The organism is Nocardioides allogilvus, assembly GCF_003047285.1.
GTDB classification, from domain to species: domain Bacteria; phylum Actinomycetota; class Actinomycetes; order Propionibacteriales; family Nocardioidaceae; genus Nocardioides; species Nocardioides allogilvus.
Genome location: NZ_PZYX01000020.1, coordinates 1 through 22,223, shown reverse-complemented (window position 1 = coordinate 22,223; position 22,223 = coordinate 1). Strand labels below are relative to the sequence as shown.

At 67.4% G+C, this 22,223-nt stretch carries 24 protein-coding genes; 20 read left to right on the top strand and 4 right to left on the bottom strand.

The genetic code is table 11. The annotated features are described in order from the left end of the window. From C9J87_RS18985 to C9J87_RS18945, 9 genes are all read left to right on the top strand, one after another. Nucleotides 1-517, top strand: a 517-nt coding sequence (locus tag C9J87_RS18985) for an SDR family NAD(P)-dependent oxidoreductase (protein WP_107706316.1), incomplete at its 5' end; no start/stop codon positions are given. Further along, entirely contained in the window at nucleotides 514-1,266 is a 753-nt protein-coding gene (locus C9J87_RS18980) for an SDR family NAD(P)-dependent oxidoreductase (protein WP_107706315.1), read from the top strand. The genes C9J87_RS18985 and C9J87_RS18980, both read left to right, overlap by 4 nt. Next, nucleotides 1,263-1,952, top strand: a complete 690-nt coding sequence (locus C9J87_RS18975; RefSeq protein ID WP_107706314.1) for an isochorismatase family protein — start codon at nucleotides 1,263-1,265, stop codon at nucleotides 1,950-1,952. Before C9J87_RS18980 ends, C9J87_RS18975 begins: the two co-directional genes overlap by 4 nt. Nucleotides 1,953-2,014: 62 nt before the next feature. Beyond that, nucleotides 2,015-2,929: a polysaccharide deacetylase family protein gene (locus C9J87_RS18970; protein WP_107706313.1), complete on the top strand. Its 915-nt coding sequence runs from the start codon at nucleotides 2,015-2,017 to the stop codon at nucleotides 2,927-2,929. Nucleotides 2,930-3,048: 119 nt separating this feature from the next. Then, nucleotides 3,049-3,378 (top strand): hypothetical protein, encoded by a 330-nt coding sequence (locus tag C9J87_RS18965; protein ID WP_107706312.1) that lies wholly within the window; start codon nucleotides 3,049-3,051, stop codon nucleotides 3,376-3,378. Beyond that, nucleotides 3,375-4,388: a CobW family GTP-binding protein gene (locus tag C9J87_RS18960; RefSeq protein WP_107706311.1), complete on the top strand. Its 1,014-nt coding sequence runs from the start codon at nucleotides 3,375-3,377 to the stop codon at nucleotides 4,386-4,388. The genes C9J87_RS18965 and C9J87_RS18960 overlap by 4 nt, the downstream gene beginning before the upstream one ends. Further along, the gene (locus C9J87_RS18955; protein ID WP_107706310.1) at nucleotides 4,385-5,401 is read left to right on the top strand and encodes an asparaginase; all 1,017 of its coding nucleotides are present in this window, start codon (nucleotides 4,385-4,387) and stop codon (nucleotides 5,399-5,401) included. The genes C9J87_RS18960 and C9J87_RS18955 overlap by 4 nt, the downstream gene beginning before the upstream one ends. After that, nucleotides 5,398-6,618 (top strand): CaiB/BaiF CoA transferase family protein, encoded by a 1,221-nt coding sequence (locus tag C9J87_RS18950; protein ID WP_107706309.1) that lies wholly within the window; start codon nucleotides 5,398-5,400, stop codon nucleotides 6,616-6,618. Before C9J87_RS18955 ends, C9J87_RS18950 begins: the two co-directional genes overlap by 4 nt. Nucleotides 6,619-6,635: 17 nt before the next feature. Further along, the gene (locus C9J87_RS18945) at nucleotides 6,636-7,814 is read left to right on the top strand and encodes an acyl-CoA dehydrogenase family protein (protein ID WP_107706308.1); all 1,179 of its coding nucleotides are present in this window, start codon (nucleotides 6,636-6,638) and stop codon (nucleotides 7,812-7,814) included. 145 nt (nucleotides 7,815-7,959) lie between these two features. On the opposite strand, the gene C9J87_RS18940 is transcribed toward C9J87_RS18945, so the two are convergent. Beyond that, nucleotides 7,960-8,874 (bottom strand): LysR family transcriptional regulator, encoded by a 915-nt coding sequence (locus tag C9J87_RS18940; protein ID WP_107706318.1) that lies wholly within the window; start codon nucleotides 8,872-8,874, stop codon nucleotides 7,960-7,962. 101 nt (nucleotides 8,875-8,975) lie between these two features. On the opposite strand from C9J87_RS18940, the gene C9J87_RS18935 reads away from it, so the two are divergent. The 7 genes from C9J87_RS18935 to C9J87_RS18905 all read left to right on the top strand — a co-directional run bounded on the left by C9J87_RS18935 (nucleotide 8,976) and on the right by C9J87_RS18905 (nucleotide 15,365). After that, a complete protein-coding gene (locus C9J87_RS18935; protein ID WP_198652412.1) occupies nucleotides 8,976-9,755 on the top strand; it encodes a 5-oxoprolinase subunit PxpA in 780 nt (259 codons plus the stop codon). Nucleotides 9,756-9,881: 126 nt separating this feature from the next. Further along, a complete protein-coding gene (locus tag C9J87_RS18930; RefSeq protein ID WP_107706307.1) occupies nucleotides 9,882-10,130 on the top strand; it encodes an acetyl-CoA carboxylase in 249 nt (82 codons plus the stop codon). Continuing rightward, a complete protein-coding gene (locus C9J87_RS18925) occupies nucleotides 10,131-11,489 on the top strand; it encodes an acetyl-CoA carboxylase biotin carboxylase subunit (RefSeq protein ID WP_107706306.1) in 1,359 nt (452 codons plus the stop codon). Next, nucleotides 11,486-12,364: a 5-oxoprolinase subunit B family protein gene (locus tag C9J87_RS18920; RefSeq protein ID WP_107706305.1), complete on the top strand. Its 879-nt coding sequence runs from the start codon at nucleotides 11,486-11,488 to the stop codon at nucleotides 12,362-12,364. The genes C9J87_RS18925 and C9J87_RS18920 overlap by 4 nt, the downstream gene beginning before the upstream one ends. Then, nucleotides 12,354-13,331 carry a 5-oxoprolinase subunit C family protein gene (locus tag C9J87_RS18915; RefSeq protein WP_107706304.1) on the top strand — a complete coding sequence of 326 codons (978 nt, stop codon included), beginning with the start codon at nucleotides 12,354-12,356 and terminating at the stop codon, nucleotides 13,329-13,331. Before C9J87_RS18920 ends, C9J87_RS18915 begins: the two co-directional genes overlap by 11 nt. 187 nt (nucleotides 13,332-13,518) lie before the next feature. Beyond that, a complete protein-coding gene (locus C9J87_RS18910) occupies nucleotides 13,519-13,752 on the top strand; it encodes a hypothetical protein (RefSeq protein ID WP_198652411.1) in 234 nt (77 codons plus the stop codon). 692 nt (nucleotides 13,753-14,444) lie between these two features. Beyond that, nucleotides 14,445-15,365 carry a Dyp-type peroxidase gene (locus tag C9J87_RS18905; RefSeq protein ID WP_036490470.1) on the top strand — a complete coding sequence of 307 codons (921 nt, stop codon included), beginning with the start codon at nucleotides 14,445-14,447 and terminating at the stop codon, nucleotides 15,363-15,365. A gap of 6 nt (nucleotides 15,366-15,371) precedes the next feature. Here the strand turns inward: C9J87_RS18905 and C9J87_RS18900 are convergent, their stop codons facing one another. Then, on the bottom strand, nucleotides 15,372-16,244 hold the full coding sequence (locus C9J87_RS18900) for an HAD-IIA family hydrolase (protein WP_010832469.1): 873 nt from the start codon (nucleotides 16,242-16,244) through the stop codon (nucleotides 15,372-15,374). Between the two features lie 219 nt (nucleotides 16,245-16,463). On the opposite strand from C9J87_RS18900, the gene C9J87_RS18895 reads away from it, so the two are divergent. From C9J87_RS18895 to C9J87_RS18880, 4 genes are read left to right on the top strand one after another with little or no spacing between them, the layout of a single operon-like run. Continuing rightward, nucleotides 16,464-17,537, top strand: coding sequence for a class 1 fructose-bisphosphatase (locus C9J87_RS18895; RefSeq protein ID WP_198652410.1), 1,074 nt, complete (start codon nucleotides 16,464-16,466; stop codon nucleotides 17,535-17,537). 10 nt (nucleotides 17,538-17,547) lie between these two features. Next, entirely contained in the window at nucleotides 17,548-18,423 is an 876-nt protein-coding gene (locus tag C9J87_RS18890) for a phosphoribulokinase (protein ID WP_036490474.1), read from the top strand. Nucleotides 18,424-18,456: 33 nt separating this feature from the next. Beyond that, entirely contained in the window at nucleotides 18,457-19,464 is a 1,008-nt protein-coding gene (gap, locus tag C9J87_RS18885) for a type I glyceraldehyde-3-phosphate dehydrogenase (RefSeq protein WP_010832472.1), read from the top strand. After that, nucleotides 19,461-20,666: a phosphoglycerate kinase gene (locus C9J87_RS18880; protein ID WP_232211591.1), complete on the top strand. Its 1,206-nt coding sequence runs from the start codon at nucleotides 19,461-19,463 to the stop codon at nucleotides 20,664-20,666. The genes gap and C9J87_RS18880 overlap by 4 nt, the downstream gene beginning before the upstream one ends. Nucleotides 20,667-20,675: 9 nt before the next feature. Here the strand turns inward: C9J87_RS18880 and C9J87_RS18875 are convergent, their stop codons facing one another. Together C9J87_RS18875 and C9J87_RS18870 are read right to left on the bottom strand one after the other, a co-directional pair. Further along, nucleotides 20,676-21,782: a pyridoxal-phosphate-dependent aminotransferase family protein gene (locus C9J87_RS18875; protein WP_010832474.1), complete on the bottom strand. Its 1,107-nt coding sequence runs from the start codon at nucleotides 21,780-21,782 to the stop codon at nucleotides 20,676-20,678. Nucleotides 21,783-21,799: 17 nt separating this feature from the next. Further along, nucleotides 21,800-22,153 (bottom strand): FAD-linked oxidase C-terminal domain-containing protein, encoded by a 354-nt coding sequence (locus C9J87_RS18870; RefSeq protein ID WP_107706303.1) that lies wholly within the window; start codon nucleotides 22,151-22,153, stop codon nucleotides 21,800-21,802. Between the last annotated feature and the right edge of the window lie 70 nt (nucleotides 22,154-22,223).

The window sequence follows — 22,223 nt, the reverse complement described above, 5'->3', positions numbered from 1 at the left end:
CCTCGACATCGCAGTCGCCAACGCCGGGATCCTGCGGCGCTCGGCGTTGGCCGAACTGAGTGACACCCTGTGGGACGACATGCTCAGCGTCGACCTCACCGGGGTCCTTCGCACCTTCCGTTCCGCGGTCTCGCGTATGCAGGGCCCGGGCAGCATGGTTGCCGTCTCCTCCATCGCCGGTGGGGTGTATGGATGGGGTGACCACACCCATTACGCCGCAGCCAAGGCGGGGGTGCTCGGGCTGTGCCGGAGCTTGGCGGTCGAATTGGCGCCACGCATGATCCGCGTCAACGCGGTGATCCCGGGCCTGATTGAGACCCCCCAGTCGTCCGATCCGGTGAACTCCTTGGGACCAGAGGGTCTGCGCCGAGCCGGGGCTGACATCCCTTGGGGGCGCGTCGGACGCCCCGACGAGGTGGCCACTGCGATCCGGTTCCTGACCTCTGAGGACGCTGGCTACGTGACCGGTCAGACGCTCACGGTCGATGGTGGCCTGACCGTGGCGATGCCGGCATGAGTGGTGTTCGGCCGCCGGCGCTGCAAGACCGGGTCGCCCTAGTTGTCGGGGGAGCCAGCGGGATCGGCGCCTCGATCGCACGCGCCTTCGTCTCCGAAGGGGCCGTCGTCGTCGTCGCCGACAGGGACGCGGACGCGGTGTCGATGGCCAGCAATGACATGGCCGCGGCGGGCAGCGCGACGATGGACGTACGGGACTTTGACTCGGTCCAAGCTGCGGTCAGCGGAGTCATGGCCCGGTACGGGCAGATCGACGTCCTGGTCAACTCGGCAGGGATCCTAACCGAGTCGCCGCTGGTCGAGATGTCGCCGCAGCAGTGGCAGGAGACCATCGACGTCGACCTCACCGGGGTATTCCTGTGTTGTCGAGCCGTGGTGCCGCATATGGTCGCACGCCAAAGCGGTCGGGTGATCAACATCGCCTCCCAGTTGGGAATCAAGGGTGGTCGAGGCCTGACCCACTACAGCGCCGCGAAGGCAGGGGTGATCGGACTGACCAAGGCACTGGCTCTGGAGGTCGCCGAGCACAACGTCTTGGTCAACGCGATCGCGCCCGGTCCCATCGAGACGCCGCTGGTGGCCGGGATCAGCGAGGACTGGAAGGTCGCCAAGCGTGCCGAGCTACCTCTGGGACGCTTCGGGACCCCGGATGAGGTGGCGCCGACCGCTGTGCTCCTTGCTAGCGACCCTGGCGGGAACCTCTTCGTGGGACAGACGCTCGGCCCCAACTCGGGGGACGTGATGCCATGAGCGGGACTGCCCCCGACACCGCGGCTCGCTACGCCGCAGCCGGCTTCACCGGTCGGGCCCGCCTCGGGCGGGTGCCCGCCCTCGTCGTCGTCGACCTGTGCCGCGGTTTCACCGACCCGGCCTCCCCGCTGGGCTCGGCGATGCCCGACGTGGTTCGGCGGACCGCCGATCTGGTGGAGGAGGCGCGACGCAGGCAGGTGCTGGTCGTTTACACCACGATCGCCTTTCCCCAGGCGGCGCTCGATACCGCGGCCTGGGTACGCAAGGTCCCCTCGCTGCGGGTGCTCGTCGAGGGCAGCCCGTTGACCGAGGTCGACCCCGACCTCGGGCGTCTTGACACCGAGCCGGTGATCGCCAAGGTCGGCGCCTCCGCCTTCTTCGGCACCTCGCTGCGCTCGCTGCTCGCCGCGCACGGGGTCGACACCGTCCTGGTGGCCGGTGCGACGACGTCGGGATGCGTGCGCGCGACCGTGGTCGATGCAGTGCAGGAGGGCTACGACACCTTCGTGCTAGTGGACTGCATCGGCGACCGGGCGCTTCCACCGCACCAGAGCAACCTGTTCGACATGACGGCCAAATACGCCGATCCGCTCACCGGCGACCAGGCCGCCGCCTACTTCTCCCGGCTCGAGGTCCCGCCGCCCGTGCCACGAGCGGGCGACGCGGCAGCGGCTTCCACTGCCTGACGCCGGGTGCGACAACGCCCGGTGACGAGGACCCTCAGTACCCAACCAACAGAGGAGACGAAATGCCCAAGGACATTAAGTGCGTGTTCGGTGTCGACATCGACGCCGTCGGCGGATGGCTCGGTTCGTACGGCGGCGAGGACTCGCCCTCGGACATTCAGCGAGGCATGTTCTCCGGTGAGGTCGGCACCCCGCGGCTTCTCCGGCTGTTCAAGAAGTACGACGTTCCGGCCACCTGGTTCATCCCGGGTCACTCCATCGAGACCTTCCCTAACTCCGTCAAGATGATCGTCGACCAGGGCCACGAGATCGGGGCACACGGCTACTCGCACGAGAACCCGATCGCCATGACCCCGCGGCAGGAGGAGGACGTGCTCTCCTACTGCGTGGAGCTGATCGAGAAGGTCAGCGGCAAGGCCCCTCGCGGGTATGTTCCCCCGTGGTGGGAGATGTCCAACATCACCGCAGAGCTGCTGAAGAAGTATGGCTTCACCTACGACCACGGTCAGGGCTTCCACGACTTCACGCCCTTCTACGCCCGGGTCGGGGACAGTTGGACGAAGATCGACTACTCCAAGAACGCCAGCGAGTGGATGAAGCCGCTGGTGCGCGGTGAGGTCATCGACCTCGTCGAGATCGGTGCCAACTGGTACATGGACGACCTCCCGCCAATGATGTTCATCAAAAAGGCGCCGAACAGCGCTGGCTGGGTGAACCCGCGCGACGTCGAGCAGTGGTGGCGTGACCAGTTCGACTGGGTCTACCGCGAGCAGGACTACGGCGTCTACGCGTTCACCATCCACCCGGATGTCGCTGGTCGTCCCCAGGTGCTGTTGATGCTCGAGCGCCTCATCGAGTACATCAACGGGCACGAGGGTGTCAGCTGGGTGACCATGGAGGGCGCAGCGGATGACTTCCGGACGCGCTACGCGTTCCCCGGTCCTGACGGCAGCCCGTTCCTGCCCGGTTCCTGCTAGTCCGGGGGCGGCCCGGGGCGGGAGGAACCCATCGTTCACCCGGCCCGGGCCGTGCGCCCTGACCTCGGCCACAAGACAACCGCCCAGCAACCGGCATAGACACGAGAAGGTGGTCACCCATGTGTGTGCTCTGCTACGAGTTCGCCTCGGAGGAGCACTGGAGCGACGCGCTCGGGTCGGACGCAGGCACGACGGTGGGTTTCCCGCCCGGAGGACGTCACCGCCGTACGGCGCTCATCGCGGCTGTGTTGCGCCCCTACGGCCTGACTGTCTCTGATCCCGGACAAGGCCGTCACGTCGTGGTCGGCGACCTCAAGGGCAGCTCGGAAGTCGCGGCCGGGCTAGGCGAGGTCTGGGCTGCCGCGCAGCGGCTCTCCTCGCGACCCGTGGACGTACTCGACGACTTGCTCCTCGACTCGCTGGCCAAAGAGATAGGCCAGCGCGCGTGACGCTCCTCCTCGCGACCCCGCGCCCTGCTTACGGCAGCGTCACCGACCGGCGGCGTGTCACGATTCTCAGCGGCTTCCTCGGTTCCGGCAAGTCAACCCTGCTGCGCTCTCACGCGCGACGCCTGTCCCCGCTTATCCCCCGGGTGGTCGTGAACGACTACGCCTCCATCGAGGTGGACGACATCCTCACCGGTGACCTGCGGCGCCACCAGCGAATGGTCACCGGAGGCTGTGCGTGCTGCACCCGGCGGGACGAACTCGCGCAGGCTCTGCGCCTGAGCCTGGACGACGACCCGTCTGGTGCCGAGGAGGACCGAGACGTCATCGTCGAAACGAGCGGCCTGTCCGACCCGGGGCCGATCGCCTTCACGGTGGCTCACGACCCCGTTCTCAAACACCACTACACGCTGGCGGAGATCTGCGTGACCGTGGACGCGCTCACCGGTGCGGCCAGCCTCGATCGTCACGCCGTCGCGATGCGACAGGTCCTGGCGGCAGACCGGATCTTCGTCACGAAGGCTGACTTGGTCGACGAGCGCTCCGTGCGTTCGTTGGTCGACCGGATCCACGCCATGAACCCCACGGCCGGGCTGACCGTCACCGCGCAAGGGGAGCCCCGGTGGTCGGTCCCGCCGCGCTCTGCTGCGCACCCGGGCAGCACCGAGCGGGATCTCCAGGGAGGCGTGGAGCCGCATACCGGCTCGGTCTCGACGATCGAGCTCCGAACCACCACTCCGCTCGACTGGCAGGCCTTCTCCGTGTGGCTGAGCCTGCTCCTACACGAATACGGGCCACGCGTCCTCCGGGTCAAGGGCCGCCTCGACATACAGGCCGTGGGCCCGGTCGCCCTCAACGGAGTTCAGCACATCATCCACCGCCCTGAGCACCTGACTCATCCTGTGCCACCTGGCACGCGACTCATCCTCATCACTGAGGGGCTGGACACGGCGACGGTCGAGCGGTCCTTTGGCGTCTTCATGGGCCTCGCAGGGAAGGAACCAACCTCATGACCACTCCACTGCCGCAGATAGCAGTCTTCTCGCTCGGAGGCACGATCGCCTCGACGAGCGACGGCCAGGCAGGTACGGGCGGGGTGACCCCGAGACTGGGGGCCCGCGAGCTCGTGGCAGCCGTGCCGCAACTCGAGGGCGTCGCCACCTTGGACCCGGTGGCCTTCCGGCAGACGGCGTCCGGTGACCTCACCTTCGAGGACCTTGTGGCCCTGGCGGGTGCCATCGAGCAGAAGTTGGCCGACGGAGCCGCCGGCGTCGTGGTCACCCAGGGAACGGACAGCATCGAGGAGACGTCGTTCGCCCTCTCCCTACTCGTGGAGGACCCACGTCCCGTGGTGGTGACGGGCGCCATGCGCAACCCGACCCTCGCCGGTGCCGACGGGCCGGCCAACATCCTCTCCGCCGTCCAGGTGGCGTGTGCTCCGCAGGCGCAGGGCCTCGGGACCCTCGTCGTCTTCAACGACGAGATTCACGCCGCCCGCTACGTGCGAAAGACCCACACCTCGAGCACGGCGACGTTCCAGTCACCCACGGTCGGCCCCCTGGGCTGGGTCGTGGAGGGCCGGCCCCGGATCGCGCTGGCGCCGACGGCGAGCCTGCCGCTGATCGCCAAGCCGTCAACTGAGGAGACGCTCCCTGCGGTCGCCCTGCTGACGGTGAGCCTCGGCGATGACGGTCGACTGGTCGATCAGGTGATGGCGCTGGGCTACCAAGGGTTGGTGGTGGAATCATTTGGCGGGGGGCACGTCCCCGCGCGGATGGTCGCTGCTCTCGACACCCTGGCAGCCAGCATTCCTGTCGTTCTGACGTCGCGGACCGGAGCCGGCGAGGTGCTCACCGAGACCTACGGCTTTCCCGGGTCCGAGCGAGACCTGCTGGCCCGCGGTCTCATCGCGGCGGGCACGCTTGACGGGCTCAAGGCTCGGGTTCTGCTGACTCTGCTGCTTGCGACGCGACACGACGTCTCCGGGATCCGGGAGGCGTTCGCCCGCGCCCGCGAGCTCTCGTGAGCGGACGAGCCTGGTCCGACTGTGGACCGCCGTCGGGTGCGCTGGACGGGGTCCGGGTGCTCGACCTGTCCCGAATCCTCGCCGGACCGTACTTGACGATGATGCTGGGCGACCTCGGTGCCGACGTGGTGAAGGTCGAGCCGCCCGGCGGTGACGACACCCGTACCTGGGGTCCGCCCTTCCACGAAGGTACGACGACCTACTTCCTCTCGGTCAACCGCAACAAGCGGTCCTGGTCACTGGACCTCACAGACGTCACGCAGCGGGCGGAGCTGCTCAGCCTCGCCACGACCGCGGACATCGTCGTCGAGAACTTCCGCCCGGGTGTGGCCGAGCGCCTCGGAGTCGGCTACGAGCAGCTACGTGAGCTCAACCCGGCACTTGTGTACTGCTCGATCAACGCCTTCGGAAACGCCCCCCAGGCCCGGTCCTTGCCCGGCTACGACCTCCTGGTGCAGGCTGTAGGCGGCCTGATGAGCGTCACGGGCTCGACCGAGTCGGGTCCCACCAAGACGGGGGTGGCGGTGGTGGACGTGCTCGCCGGCACGCACGCCTGCGCGGGGGTCCTGGCCGCGCTGAGACACGCTGAGCGCACCGGCGAAGGACAGCGCGTCGAGGTCACCCTCCTTCAGACCGTCCTCTCCTCGCTGGTCAACCAGGGCTCGGCGTACCTGTGCACCGGGCACGTGCCGGAGGCGATGGGCAACGCGCACCCCAGCCTCGCGCCGTACGAGACATACGCCGCCGCGGACGGGTCACTCGTCATCGCGGTCGGCAACGACCGGCAGTTCGCAGTCCTGACCACGGTGCTAGGAGCGCCCGAGCTCGCCCAGGACCCACGATTCGGCACCAACCCATCGCGCGTGGAGCACCGTTCCGAGCTGCGGGTCGAGCTCGAGGGGCGGCTGGGTGTGCTGACCGTCCGCGAGGCCTGCCGGGTGCTGACCGCCTCCGGTGTTCCCGCGGGTCCGGTGAACGACCTAGCCGGAGCCTTCGAGCTGGCCGAGGAGCTTGGCCTGCGCCCAGTCGTCGATGTGGGCACGTCGCAGCATGCGGTCCCGGTCGCGACCAGCCCACTGTCTCTGTCCGCGACACCCGTCTCCTACCGTCGACCCCCACCGTCCCAGGGCGCCGTGCACCAGCCGCGAGCACTCCGCTGGGACTGCGGGGCTGACCCCGCTGACCGTCCCGCGACCTCGTCGGGTCCCACCGCGTGAAACCCGAAAGGCGCCCCATGGCAACCGCACGACCCCAGGCACCGCTGGCCCTGTTCGACATCGACGCGCTGATCGCCGCCGAGGACAGAGCCATCCGCGACACGGTCCAGCGTTTCGTGACCGACCGACTGCGCCCCCACTTGGCGCAGTGGTATGAGGAGGGGCGCCTACCGGCACGCGAGCTCGCCCGCGAGCTTGGTGAGCTCGGCGTCTTGGGCATGCATCTGGAGGGGTACGGCTGTGCGGGCACCTCGGCCATCGCCTACGGGCTGGCCTGCATGGAGCTCGAGGCGGGTGACTCGGGGCTGAGGTCGCTGGTCAGCGTCCAGGGCTCGCTGGCGATGTTCGCGATCCGGCAGCACGGCTCCGAGGAGCAGCGCCAGGAGTGGCTGCCGCGGATGGCCACCGGAGAGGCGATCGGGTGCTTCGGGCTCACCGAGAGCGACTTCGGCTCGAACCCCGGGGGGATGCGAACCCGGGCGCGCCGCTCCGGTGACGACTGGGTGCTCGACGGCAGCAAGATGTGGATCACGAACGGCTCGATCGCGGACGTCGCGGTCGTCTGGGCGCAGACCGACGAGCGTATCCGCGGGTTCGTGGTCCCCACCGACACCCACGGGTTCTCTGCCCCCCAGATCAACCGCAAGATGTCGCTGCGCGCCTCGGTGACCTCAGAGTTGGTGCTGGAGGGTGTGCGGCTGCCCGCCAGTGCGGTCCTGCCACAGGTGGCGGGCCTGTCCGGCCCGCTGTCATGCCTGAACGAAGCGAGATACGGCATCGTCTTCGGAGCCCTAGGTGCGGCCCGGGACTGCCTCGAGACCGCTATCGCGTATGCCGGGGCGCGTGACATCTTCGACAAGCCGCTCTCCGCCTACCAACTCACCCAGGCCAAGCTGGCCGACATGACCCTGGAGCTGGGGAAGGGGATGTTGCTCGCGCTCCAGCTAGGCCGGCTCAAGGACCAGGGCTCGCTGCGGCCCGAGCAGGTCAGTCTTGGGAAACTCAACAACGTCCGGGAGGCTATTGAGATCGCACGTCAGTGCCGCACGATCCTGGGTGCGGCCGGGATCACCCTGGAGTACCCGCTCATGCGCCACGCCAACAACCTGGAGTCGGTGCTCACCTATGAGGGGACCTCAGAGGTCCACCAGTTGGTCATCGGGCAGGCGATCACGGGAGAGTCCGCCTTCCGGTGAACCCACGTGCGCGGACTAGGTCGACCATTGACCTCGGTTTGACTACGGTGTGAGCCCGGGCGCGGCAGAGGTGTTCGTGCGTGACTACCGCGGTCCTGGCCCGCCGGTCACCGTGAACCCGTCACGCGGCTTGCGCAGTCTGCAGTTAGGCCAGACCGCTCCCAGCGACATCGGTGACAGCGTATTGCCGATGGCAGTAGTCCTGCAGGGTCTTCATGGGTCCGGTGAACGACGCCCCCCGACGCCACGCGAGGCCGATCTTCATGTCCGGCACCTGGTGCTGGGGGACGCGGGTCTCCACCCGCTTGCCCTCCAAGGACCAGGGTCGGTACACCATGTCGGACAGGATCGTGATCCCGTTGCCGTTGGCCACGATGCTTCGGACAGCCTCGATCGACGAAGTCTTTAAGAACACTCGGGGCCGCAGCTCGCCCCAGTACTGGCGGGTCGTCTCGGCAGCTTCGTCGACCGTGAGCAGCACGTAGGGATGCCGCGCGATCTCGGTCAGCGGCACTTGGGCGGCGCCGGCCAACGGATGTGTGGGTGCCAGCCAGAGCCGCCGCTTGGAGTGCACGAACGTCTCGCACTGGAGCAGGGGGCTCTGCAGGTTCGACGTCAGCATCAGCCCGAAGTCGAGCTCCCCAGAGTCCAGCTGAGCTTCCACCTCGGGACGGCCCATCTCGCGCCACTCGACCTCGAGGTGGGGATAGAGAGAGGCGATTTTCTGGATGTGCTGGGGTACGAAGTAGGCCATCACGGTGTAGGTGACCCCCACCCGCACCCTCCCGGACAGGAGTGCGTCCGGGATGGTCACCCTGGCCGCCTCGTCGGCCATCCGGACGATCTCGCGCGCCTTGGGCAGGAAGGCCAACCCAACATCGGTAGGGCTCACCCCGCGCGAGCCGCGGATGAACAGCGGTTGTTCCAGGACCCGTTCGATTTCCTGGATTGCCGTTGTCACGGAGGATTGGGAGACGTAGAGCTCGCGGGCAGCAGCGCTGACTTGACCCACCTCGCAGACAGCCAAGAAGTAGCGAAGTTGCCGCAGTGTGAAACTCATCGTCACCTCGCTCGAAGCTGAACTGACATCTGTTTCATCGATATCATTCTACCGCTCTATTCAACTGGTCGATAGAAGCTTCTCCCCCTATCCTCGAAGGCGTGACCCACCACACGAAGACCAAGATTGACGTGAACTGCGACATGGGCGAGGGATTCGGGCCCTGGATGTTCGGCGATGACGTCGACGCCCAGATGATTCCTCTCGTCAGCTCCATCAACGTCGCGGCTGGCTTCCATGCTGGCGATCCCAACGTCATTGAGCGCAGTGTGCGCATGGCCAAGGACCATGGCGTCGGAGTCGGGGTACATCCCGGATTCCGCGACCTCGCGGGGTTCGGCCGTCGCCACATCGATGCGCCCGCCGCAGAGCTGGTCAACGACTGCCTCTACCAGCTCGGTGCCGTGCGCGAGTTCGTCCGGTTCCATGGTCTCGAGCTCCAGCACTTCAAGCTGCACGGCGCGCTCTACATGCACGCTGCCCGCAACGAGGAATTCGCTTCCGCTCTGGTCCATGCGCTCCAGGGCGTCGATCCGGAGCTGCCCATACTGGTGATGGCTGGCTCCGTGGTGGAGCAGGTCGCGACGAGCCTCGGCCAACCGGTGGTCCGTGAGTTTTACGCCGACCGGCAGTACGGCGACAACGGTCAGATCGTGTTCACCCGCGACGTGGGCGCGCTCGACCCGGATCGGACCGCTGCCAAGGTCTTGCGGGCCTGTCAGGACGGGACCGTCGAGACGGTTGACGGCACCACAGTCACTGTGGAGTTCGAGTCCATCTGCATCCATAGCGACACCCGCGGCGCGCACGAGCTGATGCGCCGCTCACGCGAGGCTCTCGGCCAAGCAGACATCGAGGTCCGTTCGTTTGCCACGACGTAGAACCGGGCCGCACGACACGACACGAACGCCCGCCTGACGTCGGGCGCCCGTACCCTCGCCCACCCTCGCCAGCGACGGTACGGTCACCTCGTCCTCAGCCCTCACCGAGCAGAAAGGCACCACACCATGAGTCAGACCGTCGAGATGACTGCGGAACTTCCCGGCACCTTCTACACCCGAGAGTCGCCTGGGTCCGAGCCCTACGTCTCGGTCGGTGCGACAGTCTCCGTCGGAGACACCGTCGGTCTCATCGAAGTGATGAAGATGTTCAACCCAGTGGTCAGCACCGTGGCCGGCACAGTGGTCGAGGTGTGCGTCGAGGCGGAGGACTCGGTGGACGTCGGCGACGTGCTCCTCCGCGTCGAGGTCTCCTGAATGGCTGACATCTCCCGACTCCTCGTCATCAGCAGGGGCGAGATAGCCGTACGAACCATCCGTGCTGCAACCGAGCTCGGCATCACCACGGTCGCTGCGTACAGCAGCGCCGACCAAGACTCGCTAGCGGTCACGCTTGCCGACGAGTCGGTCAACATCGGCGGCGCCCACGCGAAGAAGAGCTACCTCAACCACGAGGCGATCCTGACTGCGGCCCGCGAGACCGAGGCCGATGGAATCCATCCTGGCTACGGCTTCTTGTCGGAGAGCGCGGACTTCGCCCGCAAGGTCGAGGAAGCGGGAGTGACCTGGGTCGGCCCCAGTGCAGACACCATCTCGCGGATGGGCGACAAGGCCACCGCGATCAAGACGGCGGAGGCCGCCGGTGTCCGGGTAGTTCCAGGGAGCGGGGGGCTGGTCACCGACATTGCATCCGCCAGGATCGCCGCGGATCAGATCGGCTACCCGATGATGATCAAGGCGACCGCCGGCGGCGGAGGTCGCGGCATCCGGATCGCGCGGGACGAGGCTGAGCTCGTCGAGGGCTTCGCCGCCGCCACGCAGGAGGCTGCCGCGTCGTTCGGTGATGGTGGCGTCTACCTGGAGCGACTCGTCGACAGTGCGCGCCACATCGAGGTCCAGGTGCTCGGAGACGGCACACGTGCGGTCCACTTCTATGAGCGCGACTGCTCGCTACAACGACGTAGACAGAAGGTGTGGGAAGAGGCACCCGCGGAGATCCTGCCAGCCTCCGTGCGTTCAGCGATGTGTGCAGACGCCGTGGACCTGGCCGAGTCGGTCCGGTACTGCGGCGCCGGGACGGTCGAGTTCCTCTACGACCCGGCCACCGAGGAGTACTTCTTCATCGAGATGAACACCCGGATCCAGGTGGAGCACCCGATCACCGAGGAAGTCTGTGGCGTCGACCTGATCCGCGGGATGCTTCTCGTGGCGCAGGGCCACCCTTTGCCCTACCGCCAGGAGGAGATCGCGATCCGCGGCCACGCAATCGAGGTGCGCATCAATTCCGAGGATCCCGAAGCGGACTTCAGACCAGCCCCGGGCACCATCGAAAGTCTACGGTGGCCTGCTGGTCCGGGCGTCCGCATCGACACCATGGCCTACGAGGGATACACGATTCCACCGTTCTACGACTCGCTCATCGGCAAGCTCATCGTGTGGGCCGAGAGCCGTGAGCTGGCGCTGGCCCGTCTGCGTCGGGCGCTCGCCGAGACCGAGCTGACGGGTCCGGCGACCACACTTCCGTTCGTTGCGCGTCTCCTCGACCAAGACGAGGTGATCGCGAACGAGTTCCACACGACCTGGATCGAAAATTGGCTGGAGGAGGAGGCTAGATGACCGAGACTCGCTATACCCTAGGCGGCGACGAGCACCTGTTCGTCGAGCTGTCCGAGAGCATGAATCTGCACGCGTTCTTTCGCAGCATCCTGATCACTCAGCGGCTGGCGGCGCGGGACTTACCGGGCGTGACCGAGATCTGTCCGGCTAACGCCTCCTACCAGGTGCGGTTCGACCCTGACATCCTCGCGGTGGGCGACCTTCAGTCGATCCTGGAGGACATCGAGACGGACCTCGGGGAGGCCGACGCGAGGCTAAGCACCCGGGTGGTGGAGATCCCGGTCCTCTACAACGACCCCTGGACCCACGAGACGCTGATGCGTTTTCGCGAGCGACACCAGGACCCAGATTCGACCGACCTCGAGTTCGCGGCCCGAGTGAACGGCTACCCCGACATCGAGGCCTTCATCGAGGCGCACTCCGACACCCCGTGGTTCGTGTCGATGGTCGGATTTGTCGCTGGGCTGCCGTTCATGTATCAGATGGTCGAGCAGTCGCGGCAGATCCAGGTCCCGAAGTACCTCAAACCCCGCACGGACACCCCCAAACACACCGTGGGCTACGGCGGCTGCTTCTCGTGCATCTACTCGGTGCGAGGCGCGGGTGGCTATCAGATGTTCGGGGTGACCCCGGTGCCAATTTACGACCCGGAGCAGAAGAACAAGCACTTGTCGGACTTCATGATCTTTTTCCGGCCGGGCGACATCGTGAAGTTCCGGCCGATCGACCGGGAGGAGTACGACGTCATCCTCGAGGCGGTGGAGCGTGACGAGTACACATTGCCCACCGCGCCGGTCGAGTTCTCGCTCGAGGCCTTCGAAGCCGACATCGCGGGCTACCCCGCCAAGATCCTGGAGGCGCTTTATGGCAATTGAGGTGAAGAAGCCCGGACTGGCCACCTCCGTCCAGGACCAGGGACGGCAGGGCAACTACCACTTGGGCATCCCTCCTTCGGGAGCGATGGACCAGATGTCGTTCCGTGCCGCCAACCTGCTCCTGGGCAACGAGGAGACGGCAGCAGCCCTGGAGTGCGCACTCCTGGGGCCGGAGCTCACGTTCAGCGAGGACACTCAGGTCGCCGTGACGGGAGCCCGGATGCAACCGAGCCTCGATGGCGAGCAGAAGCCGCTCGACACGGTGCTGGACGTGCGGGCCGGGGAGACGCTGGCGTTCGGCTTCGCCTCGGCTGGCGCGCGTGGGTATCTCGCGGTCAGTGGCGGCATCGACGTGCCGGTGGTTCTCGGCAGCCGGTCCACCTACGCCCTAGGCGCCCTGGGCGGTCTTCACGGACGGACATTGCAACCCGGCGATCTACTCGAGACCGGCAAGCCACCGCCAGCCCGCCCGGTTGGCAAGACGATCCCAAGCTCTATGCAGGTCCCCGTCTCTAGAGAGCGTGAGATCCGGGTGGTCCTAGGTCTGTACGATGCCCGCGTTGAGGTCCAGTCCCTGAAGCGGTTCCTAAGCGAGCCGTGGCAGGTGGCCTCGGAGTCCGACCGCATCGGCTACCGGTTCAAGGGCGGGACGCCACTGAACTTCGTGCCTCGCGAGCCACCGTTCGGCGCCGGCGACGACCCCTCCAACATCGTCGACGCCTGCTACCCGATCGGGTCGATCCAGGTCCCCTCCGGACAGCAGCCAATCGTGCTACACCGGGACGCAGTGTCCGGTGGTGGCTACATGATGATCGGCACCGTAATCAGTGCCGATATGGACGTCTTCGGGCAGATGCCGCCAAATACCTCGGTACGCTTCGTCGATGTAAGTCTCGAGCAGGCCCTGCAGGCTCGAGCGGAGCGGCGCCAGCGGCTCGACGGGATCCGAGCCGCGCTACGCGGCTGACCCGGTCGCCGCACCCGGCGGGTCACGTATGCGAGAGACTCTCGCAGTCTGACTGTGAGAGCCTCTCGGCTCAGGCTATCGGAGCCCTCGGGGAGGGGTGAGTCGTACTGGTGACCTCGGCTGCGGAGCTGGGCATCAGCCAGCAGGGGGCCTCTTCATCTTTACTTCCGTGTCGCGGATAACCAGGTTGAGTAACCCGACCACGGGCGAGGTCCGCGGCAACGACACCAGTCGGATCGCGCTCTGGATGATCGACACGGACTACAACGGGAAGTCCTTCTTCGTCCGGCACTGCTACTTCACCGGCGACAACGACCCCTACCCCTACAAGCGGCTGAAGACCGCGCTGAAAGCTGACGTCGACCCCGATGGTGGGACTCGCTTTATCAAACGGTCTCGCGTCCGTTCCCGAAGCCGGTGAGCGGCAAGATCGCTGTCAAGGTCATCAGCGTCCACGGTGACGAAGTTATGAAGGGATGGGAGGTGGAGAGCAACGAACTCTCACAGTCACTTCGGAGCGGTTAAGGGACTGCTACCAAGCCGGGGGCAGTGCCGAGAGATTTCCGGGCGAACACAGGGCAGCAGAAATGCAGCACTTTGGAGTTGCAGATTGCCCGAATCGGGACGAATCGGGCCGAGATCGCGAGGTACTGTGGTGGCGTCATCGAACACGATCCAGAGCGTTGTCCCAGGTCAGACGATGTGTGGGCGAGTAGGGCCGAGTTGCTCCGAGGAGAACGACCTCCGCGGACCCTAACAGAGGGTCAGGGGTTCGAGTCCCCTCACCTCCACCATCACCGCAGGTCAGAGGCCATTTTCTCGCTAAAGAGAGTGGCCTCTGGTCGCATTTATGGCCCAATTGTGCTGCTTTTCTGCTGCCGGCACCGGGGGTTCGAATCGATGGAGGATTCTCGGGAACGCGCGGACCGCATCACAGGGTCACGGTTCGAGTCCCCTCACCTCCACCGACAGCGCAACTCGGGCCACGGTGGGTTCGCTCCGACGCAACCCGCCCGCACCGAGTCGGGATGTCATGAGAAGCGTCCGTCCGAACCCCGTTTCCCAAGGCCTACCGGTGTTGGCGGCTGCGGTGGACGGCTCTAGGTTGATCGAGTGAGCGGCACGCACAGCCCCCAAGCCATCGTCGCGTCGCCGGCGCAGGCGGCGCTGTTTCTTGTCCTGACCGTGAGGTCCGGGTCAGAGGAAGTCGTGCGCGACGCCCTGGCCGGCGTCCCGGCCTTGACCCGCGCGGTCGGGTTCCGCGCACCGGATGACGAGCTCAGGTGCATAGTCGGGATCGGCGCCGAGTTCTGGGACCGGTTATACGACCGACCGCGACCGGCTGGTCTGCACACCTTCGCAGCGATCGCGGGGGCTGAACACACGGCGCCGTCGACGCCTGGTGACGTCCTGTTCCACATCGGGTCGCAGCGCACCGACGTTTGCTTCGAACTCGGCTACCGGCTGATCGAGCAGCTGCGCGACCACGTCGATGTCGTGGACGAGGTGCACGGCTTCAAGTTCTTCGACGAGCGGGATCTGCTGGGGTTCGTGGACGGCACGGAGAACCCGGTCGGCGACGAGGCGGCAGGGACAGTGCTGATCGCCGAGGGAGACCACGCAGGTGGTAGCTATGTGATCGTCCAGAAGTATCTCCACGACCTCGACGGGTGGAACGCGCTGACCGTCGAGCAGCAGGAGGCCGCGATTGGGCGGCACAAGTTGAGCGACATCGAGATCCCCGACGACGAGAAGGCCTCCAACTCGCACGTCACGCTCAACTCGATCACCGACGCCGCCGGCAACGACCGCAAGATCGTGCGCGAGAACATGCCGTTCGGGCAGATCGGCGCCGCCGAGTTCGGCACCTATTTCATCGGGTACGCCGCAGATCCGGACGTGACCGAGACGATGCTGCGGCGGATGTTCATCGGCGAGCCGGCGGGCAACCACGACCGGGTGCTGGACTTCTCGACGCCGCACACGGGGTGCCTGTTCTTCGTGCCGCCGGTCGGCTTCCTGGAGGACCCGTAGACCTGATCAGCCCCGTGGCGGGGGTGTTCGGAGCCCGGCGGCGAACAGCGCGGTGAGATCGTCGGCGAGGTACGTGGGGCGCTCGTGCTCCTGCGCGGAGCTCAGGTCTTCCAGCGTGGCGGCACCGGACAGGACCAGCAGGGAGTCGAGCCCCGCCGCGTTGGCGCCGGCGATGTCGGTGTCCAGGCGATCGCCGATGACCAGGGTGTCCTGAGCGCGGGTCCCGAGCCGTGTCCGGGCCAGGTCGAAGAGGTCGGATCCCGGTTTGCCGGTCACGTGGGGCTCCGCGGTGGTGGCGGCACGGACGACCCGGACCAGAGCGCCGTTGCCCGGCGCAGAGCCGCGTGCTGTCGGCAGGCTGAGGTCGAGGTTGGTCGCGACCCACGGCACGCCCTGGCGTGCCTGGTGGGCGATCTCGTCGAGCTCGCGCCAGCAGACGTCAACGCCGAGCCCTTGGACCACCGCCTGCACCGGGCGCTCGTCGAGATCCGCCAACCGGACGGGTGTGAGACCGGTGGCACGCAGCGCCGCGCTGACGCCCGGGCCACCGACGGCCAGCACCCGCGCCCCGGGGGAGAGCAGGGCGGCCAGATGTGCCCCGGCCGCCTCGGAGCTGGTGACCACGGACCACTCGCCCGGTGGCAGGCCCAGGTCGACCAGGTGGGCAGTCACGTCCTCCGGCGGGCGGGAGGCGTTGTTGGTGGCGAACGCGATCCCGACACCCGCGGCGGCGAGCACGTCGAGGGTCGCGATTGCTCCGGGTACCGCCTCCGGGCCGCGGTAGACGACGCCGTCGAGGTCACAGATGACTCCGCGGTAGCGGGTGGCCAGTGAGCCGATGGGTAGGTCCGTATGGCGTTCCGGGGACGTGCTGGTCACGGGGGGCTCCTCGGGCAGGTGGTGGACGCGACGCTAACCACCTCGCGGGTCGGCGGGACTCACCCGCAGGGTGGGAGCAGCGGGTGAGTGGCGGCGTACCCACAGCCGGCCCACCCCTCCTGTCACCCCTCGGGTGGATGCCCGGCAGGGGGCGCGCTGGTCTGCTCGATGCAGGCCCCGCACACCGCCGGCCGGCCACCGTCCCCTGAGGAGGACATGATGCTGACCGAACGCACCACGCTGACCCAGTTCCTCATCGAGGAGCGCCGCCGCCACCCGGGGTCGAGCGGCGACCTGAACTCCCTCATCCTCGACGTCGCCCTGGCGTGCAAGGCGATCTCGAAGCGCATCGCCACGGGCGCGCTCACCGGTGTCATCGGCAAGGCCGGTGCCGTCAACGTCCAGGGCGAGCAGCAGCAGAAGCTCGACGTTGTCGCCAACGACATCTTCCTGTCCGCCAACGAGTGGACCGGGAACGTGGCCGGGATGGCGTCCGAGGAGCTCGACGATCCCTACCAGATTCCGGGGGAGTACCCGCGCGGCAAGTACCTCCTCACCTTCGACCCGCTCGACGGATCGTCGAACATCGACGTCAACGTGTCGGTGGGCAGCATCTTCTCGATCCTGCGCGCGCCCGTCGCCGGCGAGGACCCGGCGGTGGAGGACTTCCTGCAGCACGGCACGGAGCAGATCGCCGCCGGGTACGCCGTCTACGGGCCGGCCACAGTTCTCGTCATCACCGTCGGGAGGGGCGTGCACGCCTTCACCCTGGACCCGGTGCTCGGCGAGTTCTTCCTCACCGAGCAGGGCGTCACCGTGCCGCAGTCGACGTCGGAGTATGCCGTCAACAGCTCCAACCGGCGCTTCTGGGAGCCGGCGGTGCTGCGCTACGTCGACGAGTGCCTGCAGGGGGTCAACGGCCCGCGTGGACGGGACTTCAACATGCGTTGGGTCGCGTCCCTGGTCGCCGAGACACATCGGATCCTCACCCGCGGCGGCGTCTTCCTGTATCCCCGCGACTCGAAGGACCCCAGCAAGGCGGGGCGGCTGCGCCTTCTCTACGAGGCCAACCCGATCGCCATGTTGATCGAGCAGGCCGGTGGCCGCGCCACGACCGGCTACGACCGGGTCCTGGACGTCCAGCCGACGGACCTGCACCAGCGCATCGGCTTCATCTTCGGCAGCTGCGAGGAGGTGGAGCGCATCGAGCGCTACCACGCCGAGCCCACCGAGGAACCGGTCGAAGCCCACCCGTTCTACGGCATCCGCGGCCTGTTCCGCGCCAACACCTGAGGAGGGCCCCGTGTCCGCCAAGCACCCAGTCGTTGCCATCACCGGTTCGTCCGGCGCTGGCACCACCTCCGTCATGCGCATCTTCGAGCAGATATTCCGCCGTGAGCAGCTCACTGCCGCCTTCATCGAGGGCGACAGCTTCCACCGGTTCGACCGGATGGCGATGAAGGGGGAGATGACGCGCGCCGTGGCCGACGGCGACCACTCCTTCAGCCACTTCGGGCCCGAGGCCAACCTCTTCGACGAGCTCGAGGACCTGTTTCGCGTGTACGGCGAAACGGGCACCGGCAAGGTGCGCAAGTACCTCCACGACGACGAGGAGGCGGCGCCGTACCAGCAGGAGCCCGGCACGTTCACGCCCTGGGAGGAGCTCCCCGTCGGCACCGACCTGCTCTTCTACGAGGGCCTGCACGGCGCGGTGGCCACCGAGACCGTCAACGTCGCGCAGTACGCCGACCTGCTGATCGGCGTGGTCCCGGTCATCAACCTCGAGTGGACCCAGAAGCTGCACCGTGACAAGGCCAAGCGCGGCTACTCCACGGAGGCGGTCACCGAGACGATCCTGCGCCGGATGGAGGACTACGTGAACTACATGTGCCCGCAGTTCTCCCGCACGCACGTGAACTTCCAGCGCGTCCCGATCGTGGACACGTCCAACCCCTTCATCGCCCGGACCATCCCGAGCCAGGACGAGTCGATGCTCGTGATCAGGTTCGCCAACCCGAAGGGGATCGACTTCCCCTACCTGCTGTCCATGCTGCACGACTCGTTCATGTCGCGGCCCAACACCATCGTGTGCCCCGGCGGAAAGATGGACCTGGCGATGCAGCTGATCTTCACGCCCATGCTCTGGCGGCTCATCGAGCGCCGGGACAAGGCACGCTGAGCCAGTGCACTCCATCGTCCCCAGGAGGACCTCGTGACCATTCGTGTCGGTATCAACGGCTTCGGCCGCATCGGCCGCAACTTCTTCCGTGCAGTCCGCGCGCTCGACGCGTCGGGGCAGGCCGACATCGAGATCGTCGGCGTCAACGACCTGACCGACAACGCCGTGCTTGCGCACCTGCTCAAGTACGACTCGATCCTGGGTCGCCTCGATGTGGATGTCTCGGCGGAGGCAATGTCGATCAAGGTGGGCGACCGGACCATCGCGGCGTTCGCGGAACGGGATCCGGCCAACCTGCCGTGGGGTGAATTGGGAGTCGACATCGTCATCGAGTCGACCGGCTTCTTCACCGATGCCACCAAGGCGAGGGCGCACCTCGAGGCGGGAGCCAGGAAGGTGATCATCTCCGCGCCCGCCACCCACGAGGACATCACCATCGTGATGGGCGTCAACGACGGCCTCTACGACCCGGCGAAGCACGACGTCATCTCCAACGCGTCGTGCACGACGAACTGCCTGGCGCCGATGGCCAAGGCGCTCAACGACGAGTTCACCATCGTCAAGGGCTTGATGACCACGATCCACGCCTACACCGCCGACCAGAACCTCCAGGACAACATCCACAAGGACGTACGCCGGGCGCGCGCGGCGGCGTTGAACATCGTGCCGACCTCGACGGGGGCGGCGAAGGCGATCGGCCTGGTGCTGCCGGAGCTCAAGGGCAGGCTGGACGGTTTCGCGTTGCGGGTGCCGGTGCCTACCGGCTCGGCCACCGACCTCACCTTCGAAGCCGGCCGCGAGACGTCGATCGAGGAGGTCAACGCCGCGATCGAGAAGGCAGCGGACGGCAAGTACCTGAGGTACTCCACGGATCCGATCGTCTCCTCCGACATCGTCACCGATCCGGCGTCCTGCATCTTCGACTCGCCCCTGACCAAGGTGATCGGCAACCAGGTCAAGGTCATCGGCTGGTACGACAACGAGTGGGGCTACTCCAACCGGCTGGCGGACCTCGTGTCCCTGGTGGGTGACGCGCTGTGAGCAGTGCCGGCGTCGAAAGACTGGCGCGTGAGCTCGGGGGGCTCCGCGGCCGGACGGTGCTGGTGCGCTCGGACCTCAACGTGCCGCTCGACGGCACGGTCATCACCGACGACGGCCGCGTCCGCGCGAGCGTCCCGACCATCAAGCAGTTGTCCGAGGCCGGGGCCCGCGTGGTCGTGATGGCCCACCTCGGCCGCCCGACTGGCGCGCCGGACCCGGCATTCACCCTGGCCCACGTCGCCAAGCGGCTTAGCGACCTGCTCGGTAGGTACGTCGCCTTCGCGACCGACACGGTCGGTGACTCGGCTCGAGCGACCGTGGAGGTGTTGGGGGACGGCGACGTCGCACTGCTGGAGAACGTGCGCTTCAACGCAGGCGAGACCAGCAAGGTCGATGCCGAGCGGGCGGACTTCGCCCGGATGTTGGCGCTTCTGGGCGACGGGTTCGTCTCGGACGGGTTCGGTGTCGTGCACCGCAAGCAGGCAAGTGTCTACGACCTGGCACAGCGACTGCCGTCCGTCATGGGTGGCCTGGTCGCGGGCGAGGTCGAGGTCCTGCAGCGGCTGACCCAGTCCCCGGAGCGTCCCTACGTGGTCGTGCTCGGCGGATCCAAGGTCTCCGACAAACTCGCCGTCATCGACAACCTGCTTGAGAAGGCCGACAAGCTGCTCATCGGCGGTGGCATGGTGTTCACCTTCCTGGTCGCTCAGGGCCACGAGGTGGGGTCCTCCCTGCTGGAACCCGACCAGATCGCGACCTGCCTGGCCTACCTCGAACGGGCCGCTGCCGCCGGCGTGGAGATCCTGCTGCCCACCGACATCGTGGTCGCACCCACTTTCGCCGCGGATGCGCCGGGCACCGTTGCCGCGGCGGACGCCATGCCGTCCGACCAGATGGGCCTGGACATCGGCCCCGCCTCGGCAGCTGTCTTCGCAGACGCGATCAGGAGTGCGCGGACGGTGTTCTGGAACGGCCCGATGGGCGTCTTCGAGTTCCCTGCCTTCGCCGACGGCACCCGGGCGGTCGCCCAGGCCCTCACGGAGGTCGACGGACTCTCGGTCGTCGGCGGAGGCGACTCGGCCGCCGCCGTACGAGCACTCGGCTTCGCCGACGACGCCTTCGGCCACATCTCCACCGGGGGCGGTGCGAGCCTGGAGTTCCTCGAGGGCAAGGTGCTCCCCGGCCTCGACGTCCTCAGTTGAGCCGTCCTGCTAGCGGGCCAGTACTTCCGCCAGCGCACCGAGCACCAGGGTGACCGCGTCCGGACGGGCATTCGGGCCCATCAGGCCGATCCGCCACACGGATCCGGCGAACTCGCCGACGCCGGCGCCGATCTCGATGTCGTAGCGCTCCAGCATCGTACGGCGCACCGCTGCCGAGTCGACCCCGTCGGGCACCTTCACGGTGGTCAGGTCGGGGAGCCGGGAGCCCTTCTCCGCAAAGAGCTCGAGGCCCATCGCCTCCAGCCCGTCCTGGAGCGCCTGGCCGGCGGCGGCGTGCCGGGCCCACACGTTGTCCAGCCCCTCGTCGAGGACTCGGCCGAGGCCGGCGTGCAGGGAGCTGATCATGGCGACCGGCGCGGTGTGGTGATAGGTCCGGCCGCCGCCCTTGGCACCGGCCTCGCCGACGTACCCGCCGAGGAGGCCGAGATCGAGGTACCAGGACTGCGGACGCTCGACGCGACGGGCGAACGCTCGGTCGTTGATGGTGAACGGAGCCAGGCCGGGCGCGACGCCCAGGCACTTCTGGGTGCCGGCGTAGCCCACGTCGATGCCCCAGTCGTCGGCCCGCAGCTCGAGGCCGCCGATCGATGTCACTGCGTCGACGACCAGAAGCGCGTCACCGGCCGCGTGCACGGCTGCACCCAGCGCCGCAATGTCGGAGCGGACGCCGGTCGACGTCTCGGCGTGTACGGCGGCGACGACCCTCGGCGAGGGGTGCGCGGCCACCACCCGCTCGGGATCGACGGGGGTGCCCCACCGGTGCTCGACCGGGATCACCTCTGCGCCGCAACGGCGCGCGACCTCGCACATCCGCTGACCGAACAAGCCGTTGACGGCGACGACCACCACGTCTCCGGGAGTCACGGTGTTGACGAAGGCCGCCTCCATGCCCGCCGACCCGGTCGCCGACAACGGCAGGGTCCGTGCGTTGGTGGTGCCCCACGCCTCGCGGAGGCGATCACAGGTCTCGTCCATGATCGCGATGAAGGCCGGATCGAGGTGACCGAGCAGCGGTCGCGCCAGGCCCTCCGTCGCCTCGGGGTAGGGGTTGGTCGGGCCGGGGCCGAACAGGTGGCGTCGGACGATGGGTGTCATGTCTCTCCTCGTTGGGACTACAGGACCGCGCCCGGGTTGAGGATGCCGTCGGGATCGAGGGCGTCCTTGATGCATTGCGTCAGTGCCATCACATCGGCACCGAGCTGTTCGGGCAGTGCGGACTTCTTCGCGCGTCCGACACCGTGCTCTCCGTTGATGGTGCCGCCGAGCGCGATCGCCAGCGCCATCACCTCGTCGAACGCCTGACGCGCCCGCTCCGCTGCGCCGGGATCGGCGGCGTCATACACGATGATCGGATGGGTGTTGCCGTCGCCGGCGTGGGCCACCACGGCGATCTCAACGGCACAGCGCTTCGCGATGCCGGCCACTCCGCCGACGAGGTCGGGGGCAATGTCAATCGGTCGAAGCAATTTGGGTCAGGCTGCTGCCTGTCGCAGCAGCTCGTTCAGTCTCTGGGCCGGCGTGTGCAGGTCCAGGGTG